At 42.4% G+C, this 14,939-nt stretch carries 17 protein-coding genes; 10 read left to right on the top strand and 7 right to left on the bottom strand.

Annotated elements, in window-relative coordinates; genetic code table 11:
- Positions 1–968: 968 nt before the first annotated feature.
- Positions 969–1,721: an EI24 domain-containing protein gene (locus HKX39_RS09385; RefSeq protein ID WP_171681063.1), complete on the top strand. Its 753-nt coding sequence runs from the start codon at positions 969–971 to the stop codon at positions 1,719–1,721.
- Positions 1,722–1,860: 139 nt separating this feature from the next.
- Here the strand turns inward: HKX39_RS09385 and HKX39_RS09380 are convergent, their stop codons facing one another.
- Genes HKX39_RS09380 through HKX39_RS09350 form a run of 7 tightly spaced genes read right to left on the bottom strand, consistent with a single transcriptional unit; the run spans position 1,861 to position 6,538 of the window.
- Positions 1,861–2,607 carry a lysophospholipid acyltransferase family protein gene (locus tag HKX39_RS09380; RefSeq protein WP_171681062.1) on the bottom strand — a complete coding sequence of 249 codons (747 nt, stop codon included), beginning with the start codon at positions 2,605–2,607 and terminating at the stop codon, positions 1,861–1,863.
- A gap of 9 nt (positions 2,608–2,616) precedes the next feature.
- Positions 2,617–3,903: a dihydroorotase gene (locus tag HKX39_RS09375; protein WP_171681061.1), complete on the bottom strand. Its 1,287-nt coding sequence runs from the start codon at positions 3,901–3,903 to the stop codon at positions 2,617–2,619.
- Positions 3,900–4,859 carry an aspartate carbamoyltransferase catalytic subunit gene (locus tag HKX39_RS09370; RefSeq protein WP_171681060.1) on the bottom strand — a complete coding sequence of 320 codons (960 nt, stop codon included), beginning with the start codon at positions 4,857–4,859 and terminating at the stop codon, positions 3,900–3,902. The genes HKX39_RS09375 and HKX39_RS09370 overlap by 4 nt, the downstream gene beginning before the upstream one ends.
- Positions 4,846–5,364, bottom strand: a complete 519-nt coding sequence (pyrR, locus tag HKX39_RS09365; protein ID WP_171681059.1) for a bifunctional pyr operon transcriptional regulator/uracil phosphoribosyltransferase PyrR — start codon at positions 5,362–5,364, stop codon at positions 4,846–4,848. The genes HKX39_RS09370 and pyrR overlap by 14 nt, the downstream gene beginning before the upstream one ends.
- Positions 5,365–5,396: 32 nt before the next feature.
- Entirely contained in the window at positions 5,397–5,795 is a 399-nt protein-coding gene (gene ruvX, locus HKX39_RS09360; protein WP_171681058.1) for a Holliday junction resolvase RuvX, read from the bottom strand.
- Positions 5,788–6,366: a YqgE/AlgH family protein gene (locus HKX39_RS09355; protein WP_246226153.1), complete on the bottom strand. Its 579-nt coding sequence runs from the start codon at positions 6,364–6,366 to the stop codon at positions 5,788–5,790. Before HKX39_RS09355 ends, ruvX begins: the two co-directional genes overlap by 8 nt.
- 7 nt (positions 6,367–6,373) lie before the next feature.
- Entirely contained in the window at positions 6,374–6,538 is a 165-nt protein-coding gene (locus HKX39_RS09350) for a rubredoxin (RefSeq protein WP_023950708.1), read from the bottom strand.
- 110 nt (positions 6,539–6,648) lie between these two features.
- On the opposite strand from HKX39_RS09350, the gene HKX39_RS09345 reads away from it, so the two are divergent.
- From HKX39_RS09345 to proB, 9 genes are all read left to right on the top strand, one after another.
- Positions 6,649–7,431 carry a bifunctional hydroxymethylpyrimidine kinase/phosphomethylpyrimidine kinase gene (locus tag HKX39_RS09345; protein ID WP_171681057.1) on the top strand — a complete coding sequence of 261 codons (783 nt, stop codon included), beginning with the start codon at positions 6,649–6,651 and terminating at the stop codon, positions 7,429–7,431.
- A gap of 3 nt (positions 7,432–7,434) precedes the next feature.
- Positions 7,435–8,088 (top strand): thiamine phosphate synthase, encoded by a 654-nt coding sequence (gene thiE / locus HKX39_RS09340; RefSeq protein ID WP_171681056.1) that lies wholly within the window; start codon positions 7,435–7,437, stop codon positions 8,086–8,088.
- A gap of 3 nt (positions 8,089–8,091) precedes the next feature.
- The gene (gene hemL / locus HKX39_RS09335) at positions 8,092–9,375 is read left to right on the top strand and encodes a glutamate-1-semialdehyde 2,1-aminomutase (RefSeq protein ID WP_171681055.1); all 1,284 of its coding nucleotides are present in this window, start codon (positions 8,092–8,094) and stop codon (positions 9,373–9,375) included.
- Between the two features lie 74 nt (positions 9,376–9,449).
- Entirely contained in the window at positions 9,450–10,673 is a 1,224-nt protein-coding gene (gene argJ, locus HKX39_RS09330) for a bifunctional glutamate N-acetyltransferase/amino-acid acetyltransferase ArgJ (protein ID WP_171681054.1), read from the top strand.
- Complete coding sequence (locus HKX39_RS09325) at positions 10,636–11,700, top strand: DUF1853 family protein (RefSeq protein ID WP_171681053.1); 1,065 nt, start codon at positions 10,636–10,638, stop codon at positions 11,698–11,700. Before argJ ends, HKX39_RS09325 begins: the two co-directional genes overlap by 38 nt.
- A gap of 124 nt (positions 11,701–11,824) precedes the next feature.
- A complete protein-coding gene (rplU, locus tag HKX39_RS09320; RefSeq protein ID WP_171589388.1) occupies positions 11,825–12,136 on the top strand; it encodes a 50S ribosomal protein L21 in 312 nt (103 codons plus the stop codon).
- A 16-nt stretch (positions 12,137–12,152) separates the two neighbouring features.
- Entirely contained in the window at positions 12,153–12,413 is a 261-nt protein-coding gene (rpmA, locus tag HKX39_RS09315; protein ID WP_171681052.1) for a 50S ribosomal protein L27, read from the top strand.
- A 136-nt stretch (positions 12,414–12,549) separates the two neighbouring features.
- Positions 12,550–13,659, top strand: coding sequence for a GTPase ObgE (gene obgE, locus HKX39_RS09310; protein ID WP_171681051.1), 1,110 nt, complete (start codon positions 12,550–12,552; stop codon positions 13,657–13,659).
- 138 nt (positions 13,660–13,797) lie between these two features.
- Positions 13,798–14,928 carry a glutamate 5-kinase gene (gene proB, locus HKX39_RS09305; protein ID WP_171681050.1) on the top strand — a complete coding sequence of 377 codons (1,131 nt, stop codon included), beginning with the start codon at positions 13,798–13,800 and terminating at the stop codon, positions 14,926–14,928.
- Positions 14,929–14,939 lie beyond the last annotated feature (11 nt).

The raw sequence follows: 14,939 nt of genomic DNA, 5'->3' as shown, positions 1-14,939 counted from the left end.
GTGTAAGGCATCCCGCTAGCGTTCAATCTGAGCCAGGATCAAACTCTTCAGTTCAATTCCTGTTTAATTGTAGTATCCGAAGATACTATCGCTGCTTATACTCAAAGAAATAACGTTTTGAAAAAAACCTTATTTCTGTATGTAGTGTAAGCACTTAAAATAATATTTTTAGCTCATCCCGTGATAGGATGACGCCTCTCATTCCAAGCGCCCACACTTATCGGCTGTTAGTTGTTAAAGAACAAAATCGAATTTAACATTTTAAATTCGTCTGACTATTTAACGAGAATTAATTACTTAACTCAATCGTCGTTGCCGTCAGCAGCAAAGAATGTAATTATGAACTAACTCACTACATTCTGTCAAGCATTTTTTAAAAATATTTTTAATTTATTTTTAAAACCAACCAATCAATATCTTATTTACAACATCAACTGGCTTTGCTTGTCTTCCCGCTGCCTTGCCTAAAAAGCATTGCGTTAGCAGGAAAGATTTGAATTATGAACCAATCCCAAAACCTTGGCAAGCTTTTTTAACAAAAACACAAAAAAACATCCCACCAAAAAACCAACAAACGCCAAAAACCAAACGCAACTAATTGATTTACAATGAATTTTCATTCTTATCGCATATTGTATTAAAAATGCAACACAGATGTGTCGTATATGGTACACATTGTTCACAGCCCCCTCGCATTTATTTCTAATCCCTCCACTACCACTCTCTGCTTATATAAGGAAAGGCTTACAACGCTTGCTCTAAAAAGGACTTGCTTTTTAATAAGCCGCCCCTATTCTTTAATACTCCGCTCTTATTTGCAACGCTCAGAATTCTCAATCCAAACAAAATCCACAGATTGTTTGCGCATTCTGATACTATCTAGTTAGATTACAGCTTGCTTGTTAAATACAACACGTAAGCACCGTTTTACTCTCTTATAAGCAATATTTTTTACGTTTCGTTTATTTATGTCTTACTTAAGTACTGCAGATTCCTTTAGCAAAGGAATCATTACTCAATTACAACCTCGCATGCTTTTTGCTATCGTATTGCCATTAGTCATTGCGATTGTCAGCATTCTTTTTCTGTTAATCTTTGCGTGGAATCCATTAGATGAATGGTTCTTCTCTAGTGCAGCGGATTGGGGATGGTTCCAAAAAGCACAATCATTTGGCTGGGGATTCTCCACGATGAGTGATTGGTTAGCGGGTTTATTATCTTTTATTAGCCTATCAGCCATCGGTGTAATTATCGGTCTAGCTGCTGCTGCCATTATGGTGACTCCACTCGCAGTTAAGTTTATTAGCGAGCGCTATTTCCCCAATCTTGAAAAGAAAGGCCAACATGTTAACTCTGTCAGCACCTTTAATGCGATCAAAGTCTCATGCATCTTTATTGTAGGATGGTTACTCACCTTACCTTTATGGTTTATCCCTTTTATGTCCATTATTCTTTCGCTATTTTGGGGAGCCTATGCTTTCTCTCATATGTCACAAGTCGATGCGATTGTTGAGCATGCCACAGCAGAAGAAAGAAAGTACATTTTAAGCACTCACAAAAAAGGATTCTGGTTTATTGGTTTTGTATGTGCAGCACTATCACTTATTCCTTTTATGGGACTTGTGATGCCAGTATTCTCGATTATTGTTTGTACACATTATGGTTTAAAGGCACTCGAAAGATACCGCCAACAAAAAAATACCTTAGAGATGCATGGATAAGTCTCACAAGTAATCAATAACTATAAAAAGCCTCTTAGGTATTTTAGCCCTAAAAAAGACTATCCCCGTATTGAACACTATACGTCAAATACAGCGTTCAATACGGGGATAAGTATTTTGATAACTTTTGAACCATCAACTAAACAGGCACAATCTCTTTTAACAAAACCTCACGGATTTTATCAGCCAACTCTTGTCTAGACATAACAACCGTCTCTCCTGCTTGAGTGACTGGCGGCAAAAATCTCACCGTTACGCTAACATCTTTGCTACTCAATAAAACCCAAATATTAGTCACTAAGGTTTGCTCTCCGACAAAAGCCACTCGACCACTTCTTTGACCTTGATAACTAAATAACAAAGCGACTGGCTGAATAGGGACTTGAGCCTTCATTGCTCCCTCTAGTAAACCGCTAAACATATGCAACACGGTCAAACCATCACTCGTGGTGCCTTCAGGAAATAAACCAATACAAGTCCCTTCATTAAAATGATGAGACAGAGTTTGATTAATCTCCACTACGGCTTGACGAGATCCTCTCTGAATAAAAATAGTGCCTGCTGCAGCGACCAACCAGCCAATCACCGGCCACTGTCGAATCTCAGATTTAGCAATAAATGCTGTCGCACGTTGGCTATTGATAATAAAAATATCAATCCACGATACATGATTTGCCGTCAACATCACTGGGCCCTCCATAATTGGATAGCCTTCGCTAATCACCTTTACACCTGTCGTTTTCATAAGGCAACGCGACCATGTTTGCAACACCCACTCTCTTTTAGGTTTACTTATCCATCCATAAAAAGCAAAGGCAATAAATAAACCCGTAAGCACAACAAACAATAAAGCGGTAACACGAACTAAAAATCGAATGATGGACAAGTGACACCTCTATTCCCAAGCGATGCGACCGCCCACAATCGTCATTTTGACTTTTGCTGGAACCTCATAACCACTAAAAGGCGTATGCGCACTCTGGCTAACTAAAGTTTGACGATTAACTTGCCAATATTCACCCAAATCAACAATCGCTAAATCAGCAGGTGCTCCAACCGCAATCTGTCCGCAAGGAGGCAATGCTGGTGCACCTGCTTTCAGAATTTGGTATGGATTAAACGTAATTTTAGCTAAAGCGTCTAAAAGAGGTACTTTATGTTCCTGCGCCCACTTATATACAAGACTTAAAAGAATCTCTACACCAACAGCCCCCGCCTCTGCTTGGGCAAACGGTAATAATTTTTCCTCATCATCCATCGGTGTATGATCTGAACAAATGGCATCAATCGTACCATCTAATAACCCTTGAGTAATCGCCTCTCTATCACGTTGAGAGCGTAAAGGTGGATAAAGTCGATAGTTGCTATCGAAAAAGCCAATATCAGTATCTGTGAGATGTAAGTGATTAATAGAGACATCACACGTTACAGGCAAACCACGCGCTTTTGCTTGACGCACCAATTCAATACCTTCGGCACTCGTCACTCGGCATAAATGCAAACGCACTTTGTTACTACGCTGCAATTCGAAAAGCGCATGTAACGCAATCGTTTCCGCTTGCACAGGAATACCTGATAAGCCTAAGCGTGAGGCAAAAGCACCGCTAGCTGCTACGCCTGAGCTAGCTAAGTCGGTTTCTGAAGGTTGAATCCATAAGGTATAGTCAAACGTTTTAGCGTAAAGCATGGCACGGTTAAGCGTTGCTAAATTTAGCAAACCCTTGTTGGCTTGAGAAAACGCTACACATCCTGCCTCTGTTAATTCTGCCATTTCGGTCAGAACCTCACCTTTTAATCCTACCGTCATTGCACCAAGAGGATAAAGATTAGCTTGATTTAACTGACGCGCACGATGTTTAAGCATTTCGACCAAGCCGGGCTCATCTAAACTAGGATCCGTATCTGGAGGCAACACTAAGCTTGTCACACCACCAGCCAAAGCTGCTCGCATCTCAGTCTCTAAGGTCGCACGATGTTCATTACCCGGTTCACGTAAACGAACAGATAAATCAACCAACCCGGGAATGATAGCTTTACCCGCCGCATCAATCACCTGATCCGCTGAAAAATCTTCTGTTGAATTAATACCTACAATACGACCCGCAGCAATATCAATCACTGCCACCTCATCCTGCTTTGTGGCAGGATTCAATAATCTACCATTGATAATGCGTAATTTCATACACTTGCTCCTGCCACAATACTCATCACTGCCATGCGCACAGCAATCCCAAATGTTACCTGATTCAGAATAACCGATTGAGCACCGTCTGCCACAACAGAATCAATTTCTACACCACGATTCATTGGCCCCGGATGCATCACAATCGCATCCGATTTAGCCAAGGCTAACTTCTCCTCTGTTAGACCATAATGTTTAAAATACTCTTGTGATGATGGTAATAAAGCGCCTTTCATGCGCTCATTTTGGAGACGCAACATAATAACAACATCAACATCTTTTAAGCCTTCACGCATATCAGTGAAAACTCTCACACCCATCTGCTCTAAACCACCGGGTAATAAGGTCAATGGACCAATTGCTCTAATCTCTGCCACACCCAATGTAGTTAAAGCATGAATATCTGAACGAGCCACTCGAGAGTGAAGAATATCGCCCACAATAGCCACCGTTAAATTAGAAAAATCTTTCTTAAAGTGGCGAATCGTATACATATCCAGTAAGGCTTGCGTTGGATGTGCATGACGACCATCACCGGCATTCACTACATGAATATGCGGCTCAACATGTTGCGCAATAAGATAGGGGGCTCCACTTGCCTCATGTCGCACCACAAAAATATCGGCTTGCATCGCCGTTAAGTTACTAATGGTGTCTAATAAAGTCTCGCCTTTAGAGGTTGAGGAAGCATTAATATTTAAATTATAAACATCTGCCGATAAGCGTTTGGCAGCAATTTCAAAGGTTGTACGCGTACGAGTAGAGTTTTCAAAAAATAAGTTAAAAACGCTCTTACCACGCAATAAAGGCACTTTCTTAATATCTCGCTCAGCCAGCGGAACAAAGCTCTGTGCCGTATCCAAGATATGCGTCAGAATATCCCTAGAAAGACCCTCTGTACTTAATAAATGCGTAAGCTCGCCATGTCGATTAAGTTGCGGATTATACACGTGCATCTTCCTTTTCAATTGCGATGTCAAATAAATACTGTTCGTTATGAGAAAGCACGAAATTAGTGCCTTTCTCTAGTGGAATCACTCCGCCCACCACATCAGCCGCAATAGGCAATTGGCGACCACCTCGATCAATCAATACCGCTAATGAAATAGAGGCAGGACGACCGTAGTCAAACAACTCGTTCATCGTTGCTCGAATGCTACGCCCCGTATATAGAATGTCATCCACTACAATAATGTGTTTACCGTCCACATCAAAATTAATTTGTGTCGCTTGTTTTTGTGTGTGCAAGCCGATTTTATTAAAATCATCTCGATAAAAGCTCGTACTAAGCAAACCTAGCTCATTGGGGAGCTGTAAATCTTGTTGTAGTCTCTCTGCAATCCATGCCCCACCTGAATAAATACCTACTAAATGAACTTTGTCAGCCGGCTTTGTTTTCAGTAGTGTTTCTAATCCTGCCTTTAATTGACTATACAGTTGTTCTGCTGTAGGTATTTGCATATTTCTTTCCTTTTTCAAATAATCGGCTTATTTTAACTCAAAGGCTGACTAAAATACCGCTCTAAGATAATTGCTGCTGCAACAGCATCCTCATCGATATTTTTAGATAATCGTTGTTGAGCTTCCATGCTACTCCCTCGTTCATCCACCAACTCAACTGGCAAATTAAATCGCCCATGCAATTGATTGGCAAACCTCCGTGCATGCCCAGAAGCAAATTGCTCCTCGCCCGTCTCGGTTAAGGGCAAACCCACTACTAATACATCAGGTTCCCATTTTTGTATTAAATTTGCTATCGCCTCAAATCGAGCTTGTTTTGTTTCGGTACGAATAATCTCTAGCGGTTGAGCCTCTTTAAGAAATGTATTCCCTAAAGCCACGCCTATTTTCTTTAAACCAAAATCAAATGCCAGAACGATCAACTCAGGCATGACCTATATCCCCTAAAAGCACATCAGGATTAAAGCCTAATAAGCTCATCGCTCGATGATAACGTTCAACCACAGGACAAGTAAAAAGCACTTCTTCTGTCGCTTTGACCGTTAGCCATGCATTTCTAGCCAACTCATCTTCTAACTGACCCGGCCCCCAACCTGCGTAGCCCAATGCCAACATAAAATGCTTGGGGCCCTGTCCTCTCGCATAATCAAGCAACACATCTTTTGATGAGGTCATCAAAATCCGTCCATTGCCAATAGTTGATCGATAGGTCTTATCCGCACTATGCAAGACAAAGCCTTTGTCGCTATTTAGAGGCCCACCAAAATATACCCAAGTATCAGCGACATTCTTTTCGATATCCTCCTCTGACTCACCAATCGTGCTTAAATCACCTAATAATTCAATAAAAGGGATAGTAGAGGGCTGATTGACAATCAAACCAACCGCCCCATCTTGATTATGATCAAAAAGATAAATTAGTGTACCGTCAAATATATCGGATTCAATCGTAGGCATAGCAATCAAAAAATGACCACTAAGATTGAGAGGACTATCACTCATGATGCCATTAAATCGCCATCATTTCGAAATCTTCTTTACGTGCACCACACTCTGGGCATACCCAATTAGGAGGAACATCTTCCCATTTTGTGCCAGGAGGAATTCCTTCTTCAGGAGCGCCTGCTTCTTCATCATATACCCAACCACAAATTAAACACATCCATGTTTGCATTGAAAATGTCCTTTATAAAAACTTTACGCTAAAATAACTCTTACTATTTTACAGCAACTCAGTCTTTTACTATGTCCTCAGCCATACCTAGCGGTGTTTTATTTTTTAATATGTACGATCCAACACATCGTGCTCACCTCCCCGCGGAAACTATTACAGCAACGCAACTAGGGTGCTACTCAACATCCGTCGTCACCGCACTATCCGTACAGGATAGTAATAGCGTGATTGATGTTATCCCTATTTCATCTGACACCATTGATGCACAAGCTCGTTTTATCCTCGAAGATATCAAAATTCGAGCCTTTAAAATTGGGGCGGTATTTGGTATTGAAACCCTCGATGCTATTGCTGGGATTGCAGCAGACTATCACGACCTCCCATTAATCTCTACTTTTGGTAAGCATTTCTACAATCACGTCGAAGTAGAAGAACCAAGCGGTGGACGCTTATATACAGAGATGCTAACAGATGCCTATCTTGATATTCTGGCTCCACTCTCTTATATTGCCGTCGTTGACTCCCATTACGCACAACAATGGACATCAGATGATTTTGATATTCACACCACAGACGACCTCATTAGACACGTACTTGATTTAGGTGCTGAATACTGCTTAGTACTTAATGAACGCTATGGGAGCTCTATGCGCCATCGCCTTATTCAATGTACCGATCGCGAAGACTATTTTGCTCATGATCCACACATTCAAACACCCGCAGAATTTGCCGATATGGTGGCTAGCGCATTAGCTTGTCTTCTAGCCAATGGCGAGAACACAATAGATGCTGTTAATCTATCGCTGACGGTGGCGCTCAAGCAAATCGAACACCAAATCCAACTTGGTATGGGCAAATCACAACCTGATCGCCTTGCCTACTACGAGACATAAACAATGAATTCCTCTTTGCGTTTTCCCAAAGGACTCTACGGTATTACTCCCGAATGGTCTGACTTTGACCGTTTATTAGATGCCGTACAACAAGCCTGCAAAGCAGGCTTGCCCGTTTTACAATGGCGTCGCAAAAACACCCCTTTTGAGTTAGCTTGCATGCAAGCGGCACAAGTCGCACAATACTGCAAAGAATATGGCACTTTATTTGTCATTAACGATGATTGGCGATTAGCACTAGAAGTTCAGGCGGATGCCGTTCATCTTGGTCGTGACGATGGTGATATTCAATCCATTAAAAATACATTAGCAGAGAAACAACATTCTTTGCTGATTGGTATGAGTTGCTATAATCAGCTACCTCTTGCCAAACAAGCGATTGAGCTTGATATCGATTACTTTGCTTTTGGCGCCGTTTTTCCTTCCAGCGTTAAACCAGACGCCGTGCATGCACCACTCAGTCTATTTAGCGATGCACAAACACTATTTACCCAAACACCCCGACAGACAATGGTTGCCATTGGTGGCATCACACTAGACAATGCACCCTCTGTTATTGCGGCTGGTGCTGATAGCATTGCGGTGATTTCGGGTCTTTTTGAACAAGCGGATGTATATAATACATGCAAAGCATTTAACCAATTATTTAAGGCATAGCATATGAAAAACCAAGATATTTTCCAACGTGCACAAGAAAGCATTCCAGGCGGTGTAAACTCACCTGTTCGCGCATTTAAGTCAGTAGGCGGCACTCCTCGTTTTATCGCTAAAGCCAATGGTGCTTATATTTGGGATGTTGAGGGAACACAATATATTGATTATCTTGGCTCTTGGGGGCCAGCGATTGTCGGACATTCTCATCCTGAAGTCGTAAAAGCGGTACAAGATGCTGCTGTCAATGGTTTATCATTCGGCGCACCAACTGAAGGAGAAGTGATTCTTGCAGAAAAAATCTGTGCGCTACTGCCATCTATTGAACAAGTTCGTCTCGTTAGCTCTGGTACAGAAGCTACCATGAGCGCTATCCGCTTAGCCCGTGGTGCGACCAATCGCCGTAAAATCATCAAGTTTGAAGGCTGCTATCACGGACACTCTGACAGTTTACTTGTCAAAGCGGGATCTGGGCTTCTCACTTTTGGCAATCCTTCCTCTTCTGGCGTACCTCAAGAGTTTGTCAGCCACACCATTGTGCTTGAATACAATAATCTTGACGCTGTTCAGCAAGCCTTTAATGAAGTAGGTAACGACATTGCCTGTGTCATTGTAGAACCTATTGCTGGCAATATGAATCTAATTAAACCTAAAGCTGGCTTCCTCGAAGGCTTACGTGAGCTATGTACACAACATGGTGCCTTACTTATTTTTGATGAAGTCATGACGGGTTTCCGCGCAGGACCTAAAGGCGTTCAGGGATTAACCGGTATCAAACCAGACCTAACAACACTCGCTAAAGTTATCGGAGGCGGTATGCCTGTAGGGGCTTTTGGTGGACGTAAAGATATCATGCAACATATTGCTCCCATGGGTGCGGTATACCAAGCTGGCACCCTATCTGGCAATCCCGTATCTGTTGCAGCAGGTCTTAAAACATTAGAGATTTTGAATCGTCCTGGCTTCTATGAACAATTATCCGCCACAACCGCCACACTCGTTAAGGGCTTAAAAGAAAAAGCCGCTAAGCATGGCGTCACATTTAGTGCTGACTCTGTTGGTGGGATGTTTGGGATTTACTTCCGGTCTGAAGTTCCCACCACATTTGCAGAGGTACAGGAAAGCGATACCAAGGCATTTAACGTCTTCTTCCATGCTATGTTAGACGAAGGCGTACACTTAGCACCTTCTGCATTTGAGGCAGGCTTTGTGTCTGCTTGCCACAATGAAGAGATTCTCACAAAAACCTTTGATGCAGCCGATAAAGCATTTGCCAAAGTAGCCGCTATGTAGTCATTAGCACCTCGTAACCTTAGATAGGAACGAGGTTTTTAGGTAATTTTAACGATAGTTCTAGGAGGCACATAATGCCTGTAAATTTTCATATTCCTGATGTAAAAGATATCCATCTCGTTGCTGGTGTCCAAATTGGCATTGCTTCAGCAGGCATTAAAAAACCTGGCAAAAAAGACATTACTGTTTTCCAATTTGCTCCTGGCACAACAGTAGCGGGCGTATTTACCACTAACCGCTTTTGCGCAGCTCCAGTCCAAATCTGCAAACAACGCCTCACTAGTGGCAATGATATCCGTGCCCTATTGATTAATACAGGCAATGCCAATGCAGGTACCGGCGAAACAGGCTATCAAAATGCATTAGCCACCTCTGCCACGCTAGCAAATGCTTTAAATTTAAAAGAAGAGCAAGTATTGCCTTTTTCAACAGGTGTTATTCTCGAACCACTACCCATTGATAAAATTAATGCGGCTATACCAACAGCTGTCGCCAACCTTGCTGACAATGAATGGTTTAATGCCGCACATAGCATTATGACTACCGATACTGTACCTAAAGTTTCTTCTAAACAAGTAAAAGTAGACGGTAAAACAGTCACCGTCACAGGTATTAGTAAAGGAGCTGGTATGATTCGCCCTAATATGGCAACCATGTTAGGGTATGTAGCGACAGATGCCAAAATTGCACAACAAACACTCGAAAAACTCACCGTAGCTATCGCCAACCAATCATTCAATCGCATTACCGTAGATGGCGACACATCAACCAATGACTCATTCATCATTGCAGCAACAGGTCAAAGTGGCGTTGAGGCTATCGAAGGCACCGCTAGTTTTGATATTATCGCCCAAGCACTCACAGAGATTTCTCGTGAATTAGCACAAAAAATCGTTCGAGATGCTGAAGGCGCAACAAAATTTATTACTGTTCAAGTCGAAGAGGCAAAAAATAGCGAAGAGGCTTTAAAAATTGCCTACGCAATTGCGCACTCACCACTTGTTAAGACGGCATTCTTTGCCTCTGATCCTAATCTTGGTCGTATCCTAGCGGCTATCGGTTATGCTGGTGTCAATGATTTGGATACGAGCGCGTTAAAACTCTATCTCGGTGATGTTCTTGTTGCTCTCAATGGCGGCCGCAATCCTGAATATCGAGAAGAACAAGGTCAAGCCGTGATGAATGAAGCAGAGATTCTCGTCCGCGTTGTTCTCGGACGTGGTGATATTTGCGAAACAGTCTATACTTGTGACTTTTCTCATGACTACGTCAGCATTAATGCCGACTATCGTTCGTAATACGGATACACAGATATGGCAAGACGTAGATTGGTTGATTCACTCACCTTTTCTTGTCCAAGGTCTTGCCCATTACCCTGCTGCTCAATTTAACCCTGAGCAGCAACGGGCTCTCCAACAATACCTCCTCTCCTCCGATAGTACAAAAGACATACAAACGATCGGCAAACGTTCTCGTCTAGGCTTATATGCTGAGGATTTATTAGGACTAGCCCTATCGCATTGCCCTTCTATCACTTTGCTTTATCAACACTTCCCTATCCAAGAGAAGTTATTCAAAGGTACAAAAACTATTGGAGAGCTTGATTACATTTGGCAAGACAAAACCACTCAACGCATTCACCATTGGGAACTTGCCGTTAAGCTTTACCTCTATATTCCAAAAGAAAGTGACATTGCCCTGACTCCGTTAACCTTGACCAAAGAAGATATACAATTACTACAACAAAATAACGACATCACGGACGAACAAGCTTACGCACTTTTAAACCATCTCGATCGTTTTATCGGTACACAGAAAAAAGATACACTACTGCGCAAACTACTGCATTTGCAGAAAAAGCAATTACCGCTCGCACAACAAGTCGCTCAACAACTTGCCTTACCTATTACGCAATCCGCTTATTTTATGAAAGGCTGGCTGTTTTATCCTCTAAAATCTGATGCTACCATAGATGCAGATACTTGGTCAGATTATCTAGAGCCCTCTGAGTTGCCATGGATTCACTCACATCACCTACGCGGTTGGTGGTTAAAGATAGATAACTTTATCGAGCGATTAAAACAATCTCCTCAACATTGGCGCTGGAAAATCTTACCCCGTTTGCAATGGCTTAGTCGACATCAATGTCCTTTACAAGAAACCGTTGAATCAAAAGAAATCCTCTCCACCCTCTATTCTCAATGGCAACTATTCGAAAACCATAATGAAGAAGCACAACCACTGCTATTGTGTGCTTTACAAGCAAATCAATATGGCGCATGGGAAGAAGTGCATAGAGGGTTTGTGGTGCCTCACAGTTTTTAAAAATGCCTTTTTGTTGTTATCTAACACTTAATTATTTGACTTTAAAAGGAATTTATGGTTAAAATGATTGTCTTGCCTTGTTTTTAGGCAAGTATTGTTATTTATTTAATTTGAGGTTACCCATATGTACGCGGTCATAAAAACCGGCGGCAAGCAATATCGCGTTGCCCAAGGTCAAAAACTTAAGGTAGAACAGATACCAGCAGACATCGGGCAAGAAATCTCGCTAGATCAAGTTTTATCAGTAGGCGAAGGTGAATCTTTAAAAGTAGGTACTCCTTTAGTTGCTGGTGCTGTGGTAAAAGCAAAGGTTCTTGCACATGGTCGTCACGATAAAGTGAAAATTTTCAAAATGCGTCGCCGTAAGCACTATCAAAAGCGTCAAGGCCATCGCCAAAATTACACTCAAATCGTTATCGAATCTATCACAGCTTAATAGCAGGAGTTAAAACATGGCACAGAAAAAAGGTGGCGGTTCAACCCGCAACGGTCGTGATTCAGAAGCGAAACGCTTAGGTGTTAAAGTTTACGGCGGTCAGTCAATCCCTGCAGGTTCAATCATCGTTCGCCAACGTGGTACTCGTTTCCACCCAGGCACGAACGTAGGTATTGGTAAAGATCATACTTTATACGCCTTAGTTGATGGTCAAGTAAAATTCTCAGTACGTGGCGCGCTTAACAAGCAAACAGTTTCTGTTATCGCTGCAGAATAAGTAATTTACTGATTACGACAAACGCCGTTCAAACCTCTGTTTTGAGCGGCGTTTTTATTATTGCTTTTGTCTAGAGTAAAATAGCAATAAGCAATCTATTTCTCTAGTCTAAAAGAAAAAAGCTCGGAAAAATATTATGAAATTTGTTGATGAAGCTAGAATTGAGGTCATCGCCGGTAAAGGGGGAAATGGTTCCGCCAGTTTCCGTCGCGAGAAATTCATTCCCAAGGGCGGTCCTGACGGTGGTGATGGCGGTCGTGGCGGTAGCATTTTTGCCGTAGCAGATCGCAATATTAATACCCTTATTGATTTCCGCTATGCACGCCTACATCGTGCTAAAAATGGTGAAAATGGTCGTGGTTCAGACCAATACGGTGCTGCTGCTGACGATATTACGCTACGCGTTCCTGTTGGTACAGTTATCTATGATGACGAAACTGGTGAACAATTATTTGACTTAGACCGTCATGGCGAACAAGTCACTCTGGCGGCTGGTGGTCAAGGCGGCTTGGGTAACATTCATTTTAAATCCAGCGTCAATCGTGCTCCTCGCCAATTTACCTACGGCAAGGAAGGTGAGCACCGCAAACTCCGTCTAGAGCTTAAAGTGCTAGCCGATGTAGGCTTACTCGGCCTACCGAATGCTGGTAAATCAACACTGATTACTAAGATTTCCAATGCGCGCCCTAAAGTGGCTGACTATCCATTTACAACCCTACACCCTAATCTCGGCGTGGTACGGACATCAGCCTCTCGTAGCTTTGTAGTGGCCGATATTCCCGGTCTGATTGAAGGTGCTTCAGAGGGAGCAGGTCTAGGACATCTATTCTTGCGCCATCTCACCCGTACACGCGTACTTTTACACTTGGTGGATGTGTCTAGTCTAGACCCAGAGGTAGATACTATCGAAAAGTCTGTAGCGGATGCAAAAGCTATCGTCAATGAGCTTCAGAAGTATAGCCAAGAGCTTTATGAAAAACCTCGCTGGTTAGTGCTAAACAAATTAGATATGCTCGAAAACCCAGAACAAGTGAAAAAAGACTTCTGCGCACAATTCGGCTGGACTGGTCCTGTATTTGCTATTTCGGCCCTCAATGGTGAAGGCACTCAAGAGCTTATTTGGGCTTTACAAGACTATCTTGATAAGGAAAAAGCGAAAGATAATCAAGCGGCAGATGAGCAAGTGGTGGGTTATGAACCCGAAGACCCTCGCTTTAATACGAATAGGTCTAATATCACTGAATAAACCCTTTCTATAGCGATATTCAATGAGATATAAACCTCACCATTTTGTGTGAGGTTTTTTTCATCTTGGGATTATTTACTTTTTCCAAGACACATATTAATATCGTCTAATTATTGATTAACTCGCATTTTAACTTTTATGAATACCTTTTCCGTTATTAAAGATGCCAAACGTATTGTCATTAAAATCGGCTCTTCTCTCATCACAAACTACGGCAAAGGAATTGATTACCCAGCTATCGCTGCTTGGGCTGCACAAATTGCTGCTCTACGCCAAGCAGGTAAAGAGGTCGTGCTCGTTTCTAGTGGCGCAATTGCTGAGGGGATGGCGCGTTTAGGCTGGACTTCTCGTCCCAAAGAGGTCAATAAGCAACAAGCTGCTGCCTCTATTGGTCAGATGGGTTTAATTCAAGCTTATGAAAAAGCATTCTCTACGCATCATTTACTTGCCTCGCAAATTCTTCTCACTCACGAAGATTTAGCAGACCGTCTTCGCTATATCAATGCTCGCTCAACATTCTTGACGCTATTGGACTTAGGCGTTATCCCTATCGTCAATGAAAACGATACCATTGTGACCGACGAGATTCGCCTTGGCGACAATGATACACTAGGGGCTGTAGTGACCAATCTTATTGATGCGGACGCCTTGATTATTCTGACAGACCAGACAGGTTTGTACGATAGCGATCCTCGTAAAAACCCCCAAGCGCAATTTATTCATCATGCAACCGCAGGTGACCCTGCCTTAGAAAAAATGGCTGGTGGTAGTGGCTCTATGGTCGGCACAGGCGGCATGATTACAAAAGTTCTCGCTGCTAAACGCGCTGCCAGTACAGGTGCTCATACGATTATTGTGTCAGGGCACGAAGAAAATGTACTTGCCCGTTTAGCTGCAGGAGAAACCATCGGTACAGAGCTACAAGCAAGTCATAGTGTCCGCTCTGCTCGCAAACAATGGTTAGCAGACCATTTACGCGTACGAGGCAAAATTGTATTGGACGCTGGCGCTATTAAAGCCCTAACAGAACAAGGGAAAAGCTTATTACCCATCGGGGCTATTGATGTATCAGGCACATTTAAACGCGGAGATTTAGTCGCTTGTGTGGATGAAAACGGTATTGAATATGCACGTGGACTGATTAATTATGCCTCATCAGATACACGTCGTATCTTACGCCAGCCTACGCATAAAATTGCAGAGATTTTAGGTAGCATTCATAACGAAGAGCTTATTCATCGCGATAATCTCGTGGTACTTATGCCTTAATAAAAAGAGGT

This window comes from Pelistega suis, assembly GCF_013133795.1.
GTDB classification, from domain to species: Bacteria; Pseudomonadota; Gammaproteobacteria; order Burkholderiales; family Burkholderiaceae_B; genus Taylorella; species Taylorella suis.
The sequence above is the reverse complement of the archived record's forward strand: the minus strand, read 5'-3'. Positions and strand labels throughout refer to the sequence as shown.

Coding starts and splice junctions, on each gene's coding strand:
- HKX39_RS09385 (WP_171681063.1), top strand. CDS start 969: ATGTCTTACTTAAGTACTGCAGATTCCTTTAGCAAAGGAATCATTACT.
- HKX39_RS09375 (WP_171681061.1), bottom strand. CDS start 3,903: ATGAAATTACGCATTATCAATGGTAGATTATTGAATCCTGCCACAAAG.
- HKX39_RS09370 (WP_171681060.1), bottom strand. CDS start 4,859: ATGCACGTGTATAATCCGCAACTTAATCGACATGGCGAGCTTACGCAT.
- pyrR (WP_171681059.1), bottom strand. CDS start 5,364: ATGCAAATACCTACAGCAGAACAACTGTATAGTCAATTAAAGGCAGGA.
- ruvX (WP_171681058.1), bottom strand. CDS start 5,795: ATGCCTGAGTTGATCGTTCTGGCATTTGATTTTGGTTTAAAGAAAATA.
- HKX39_RS09355 (WP_246226153.1), bottom strand. CDS start 6,366: ATGAGTGATAGTCCTCTCAATCTTAGTGGTCATTTTTTGATTGCTATG.
- HKX39_RS09350 (WP_023950708.1), bottom strand. CDS start 6,538: ATGCAAACATGGATGTGTTTAATTTGTGGTTGGGTATATGATGAAGAA.
- HKX39_RS09345 (WP_171681057.1), top strand. CDS start 6,649: ATGTACGATCCAACACATCGTGCTCACCTCCCCGCGGAAACTATTACA.
- thiE (WP_171681056.1), top strand. CDS start 7,435: ATGAATTCCTCTTTGCGTTTTCCCAAAGGACTCTACGGTATTACTCCC.
- hemL (WP_171681055.1), top strand. CDS start 8,092: ATGAAAAACCAAGATATTTTCCAACGTGCACAAGAAAGCATTCCAGGC.
- argJ (WP_171681054.1), top strand. CDS start 9,450: ATGCCTGTAAATTTTCATATTCCTGATGTAAAAGATATCCATCTCGTT.
- HKX39_RS09325 (WP_171681053.1), top strand. CDS start 10,636: ATGACTACGTCAGCATTAATGCCGACTATCGTTCGTAATACGGATACA.
- rplU (WP_171589388.1), top strand. CDS start 11,825: ATGTACGCGGTCATAAAAACCGGCGGCAAGCAATATCGCGTTGCCCAA.
- rpmA (WP_171681052.1), top strand. CDS start 12,153: ATGGCACAGAAAAAAGGTGGCGGTTCAACCCGCAACGGTCGTGATTCA.
- obgE (WP_171681051.1), top strand. CDS start 12,550: ATGAAATTTGTTGATGAAGCTAGAATTGAGGTCATCGCCGGTAAAGGG.
- proB (WP_171681050.1), top strand. CDS start 13,798: ATGAATACCTTTTCCGTTATTAAAGATGCCAAACGTATTGTCATTAAA.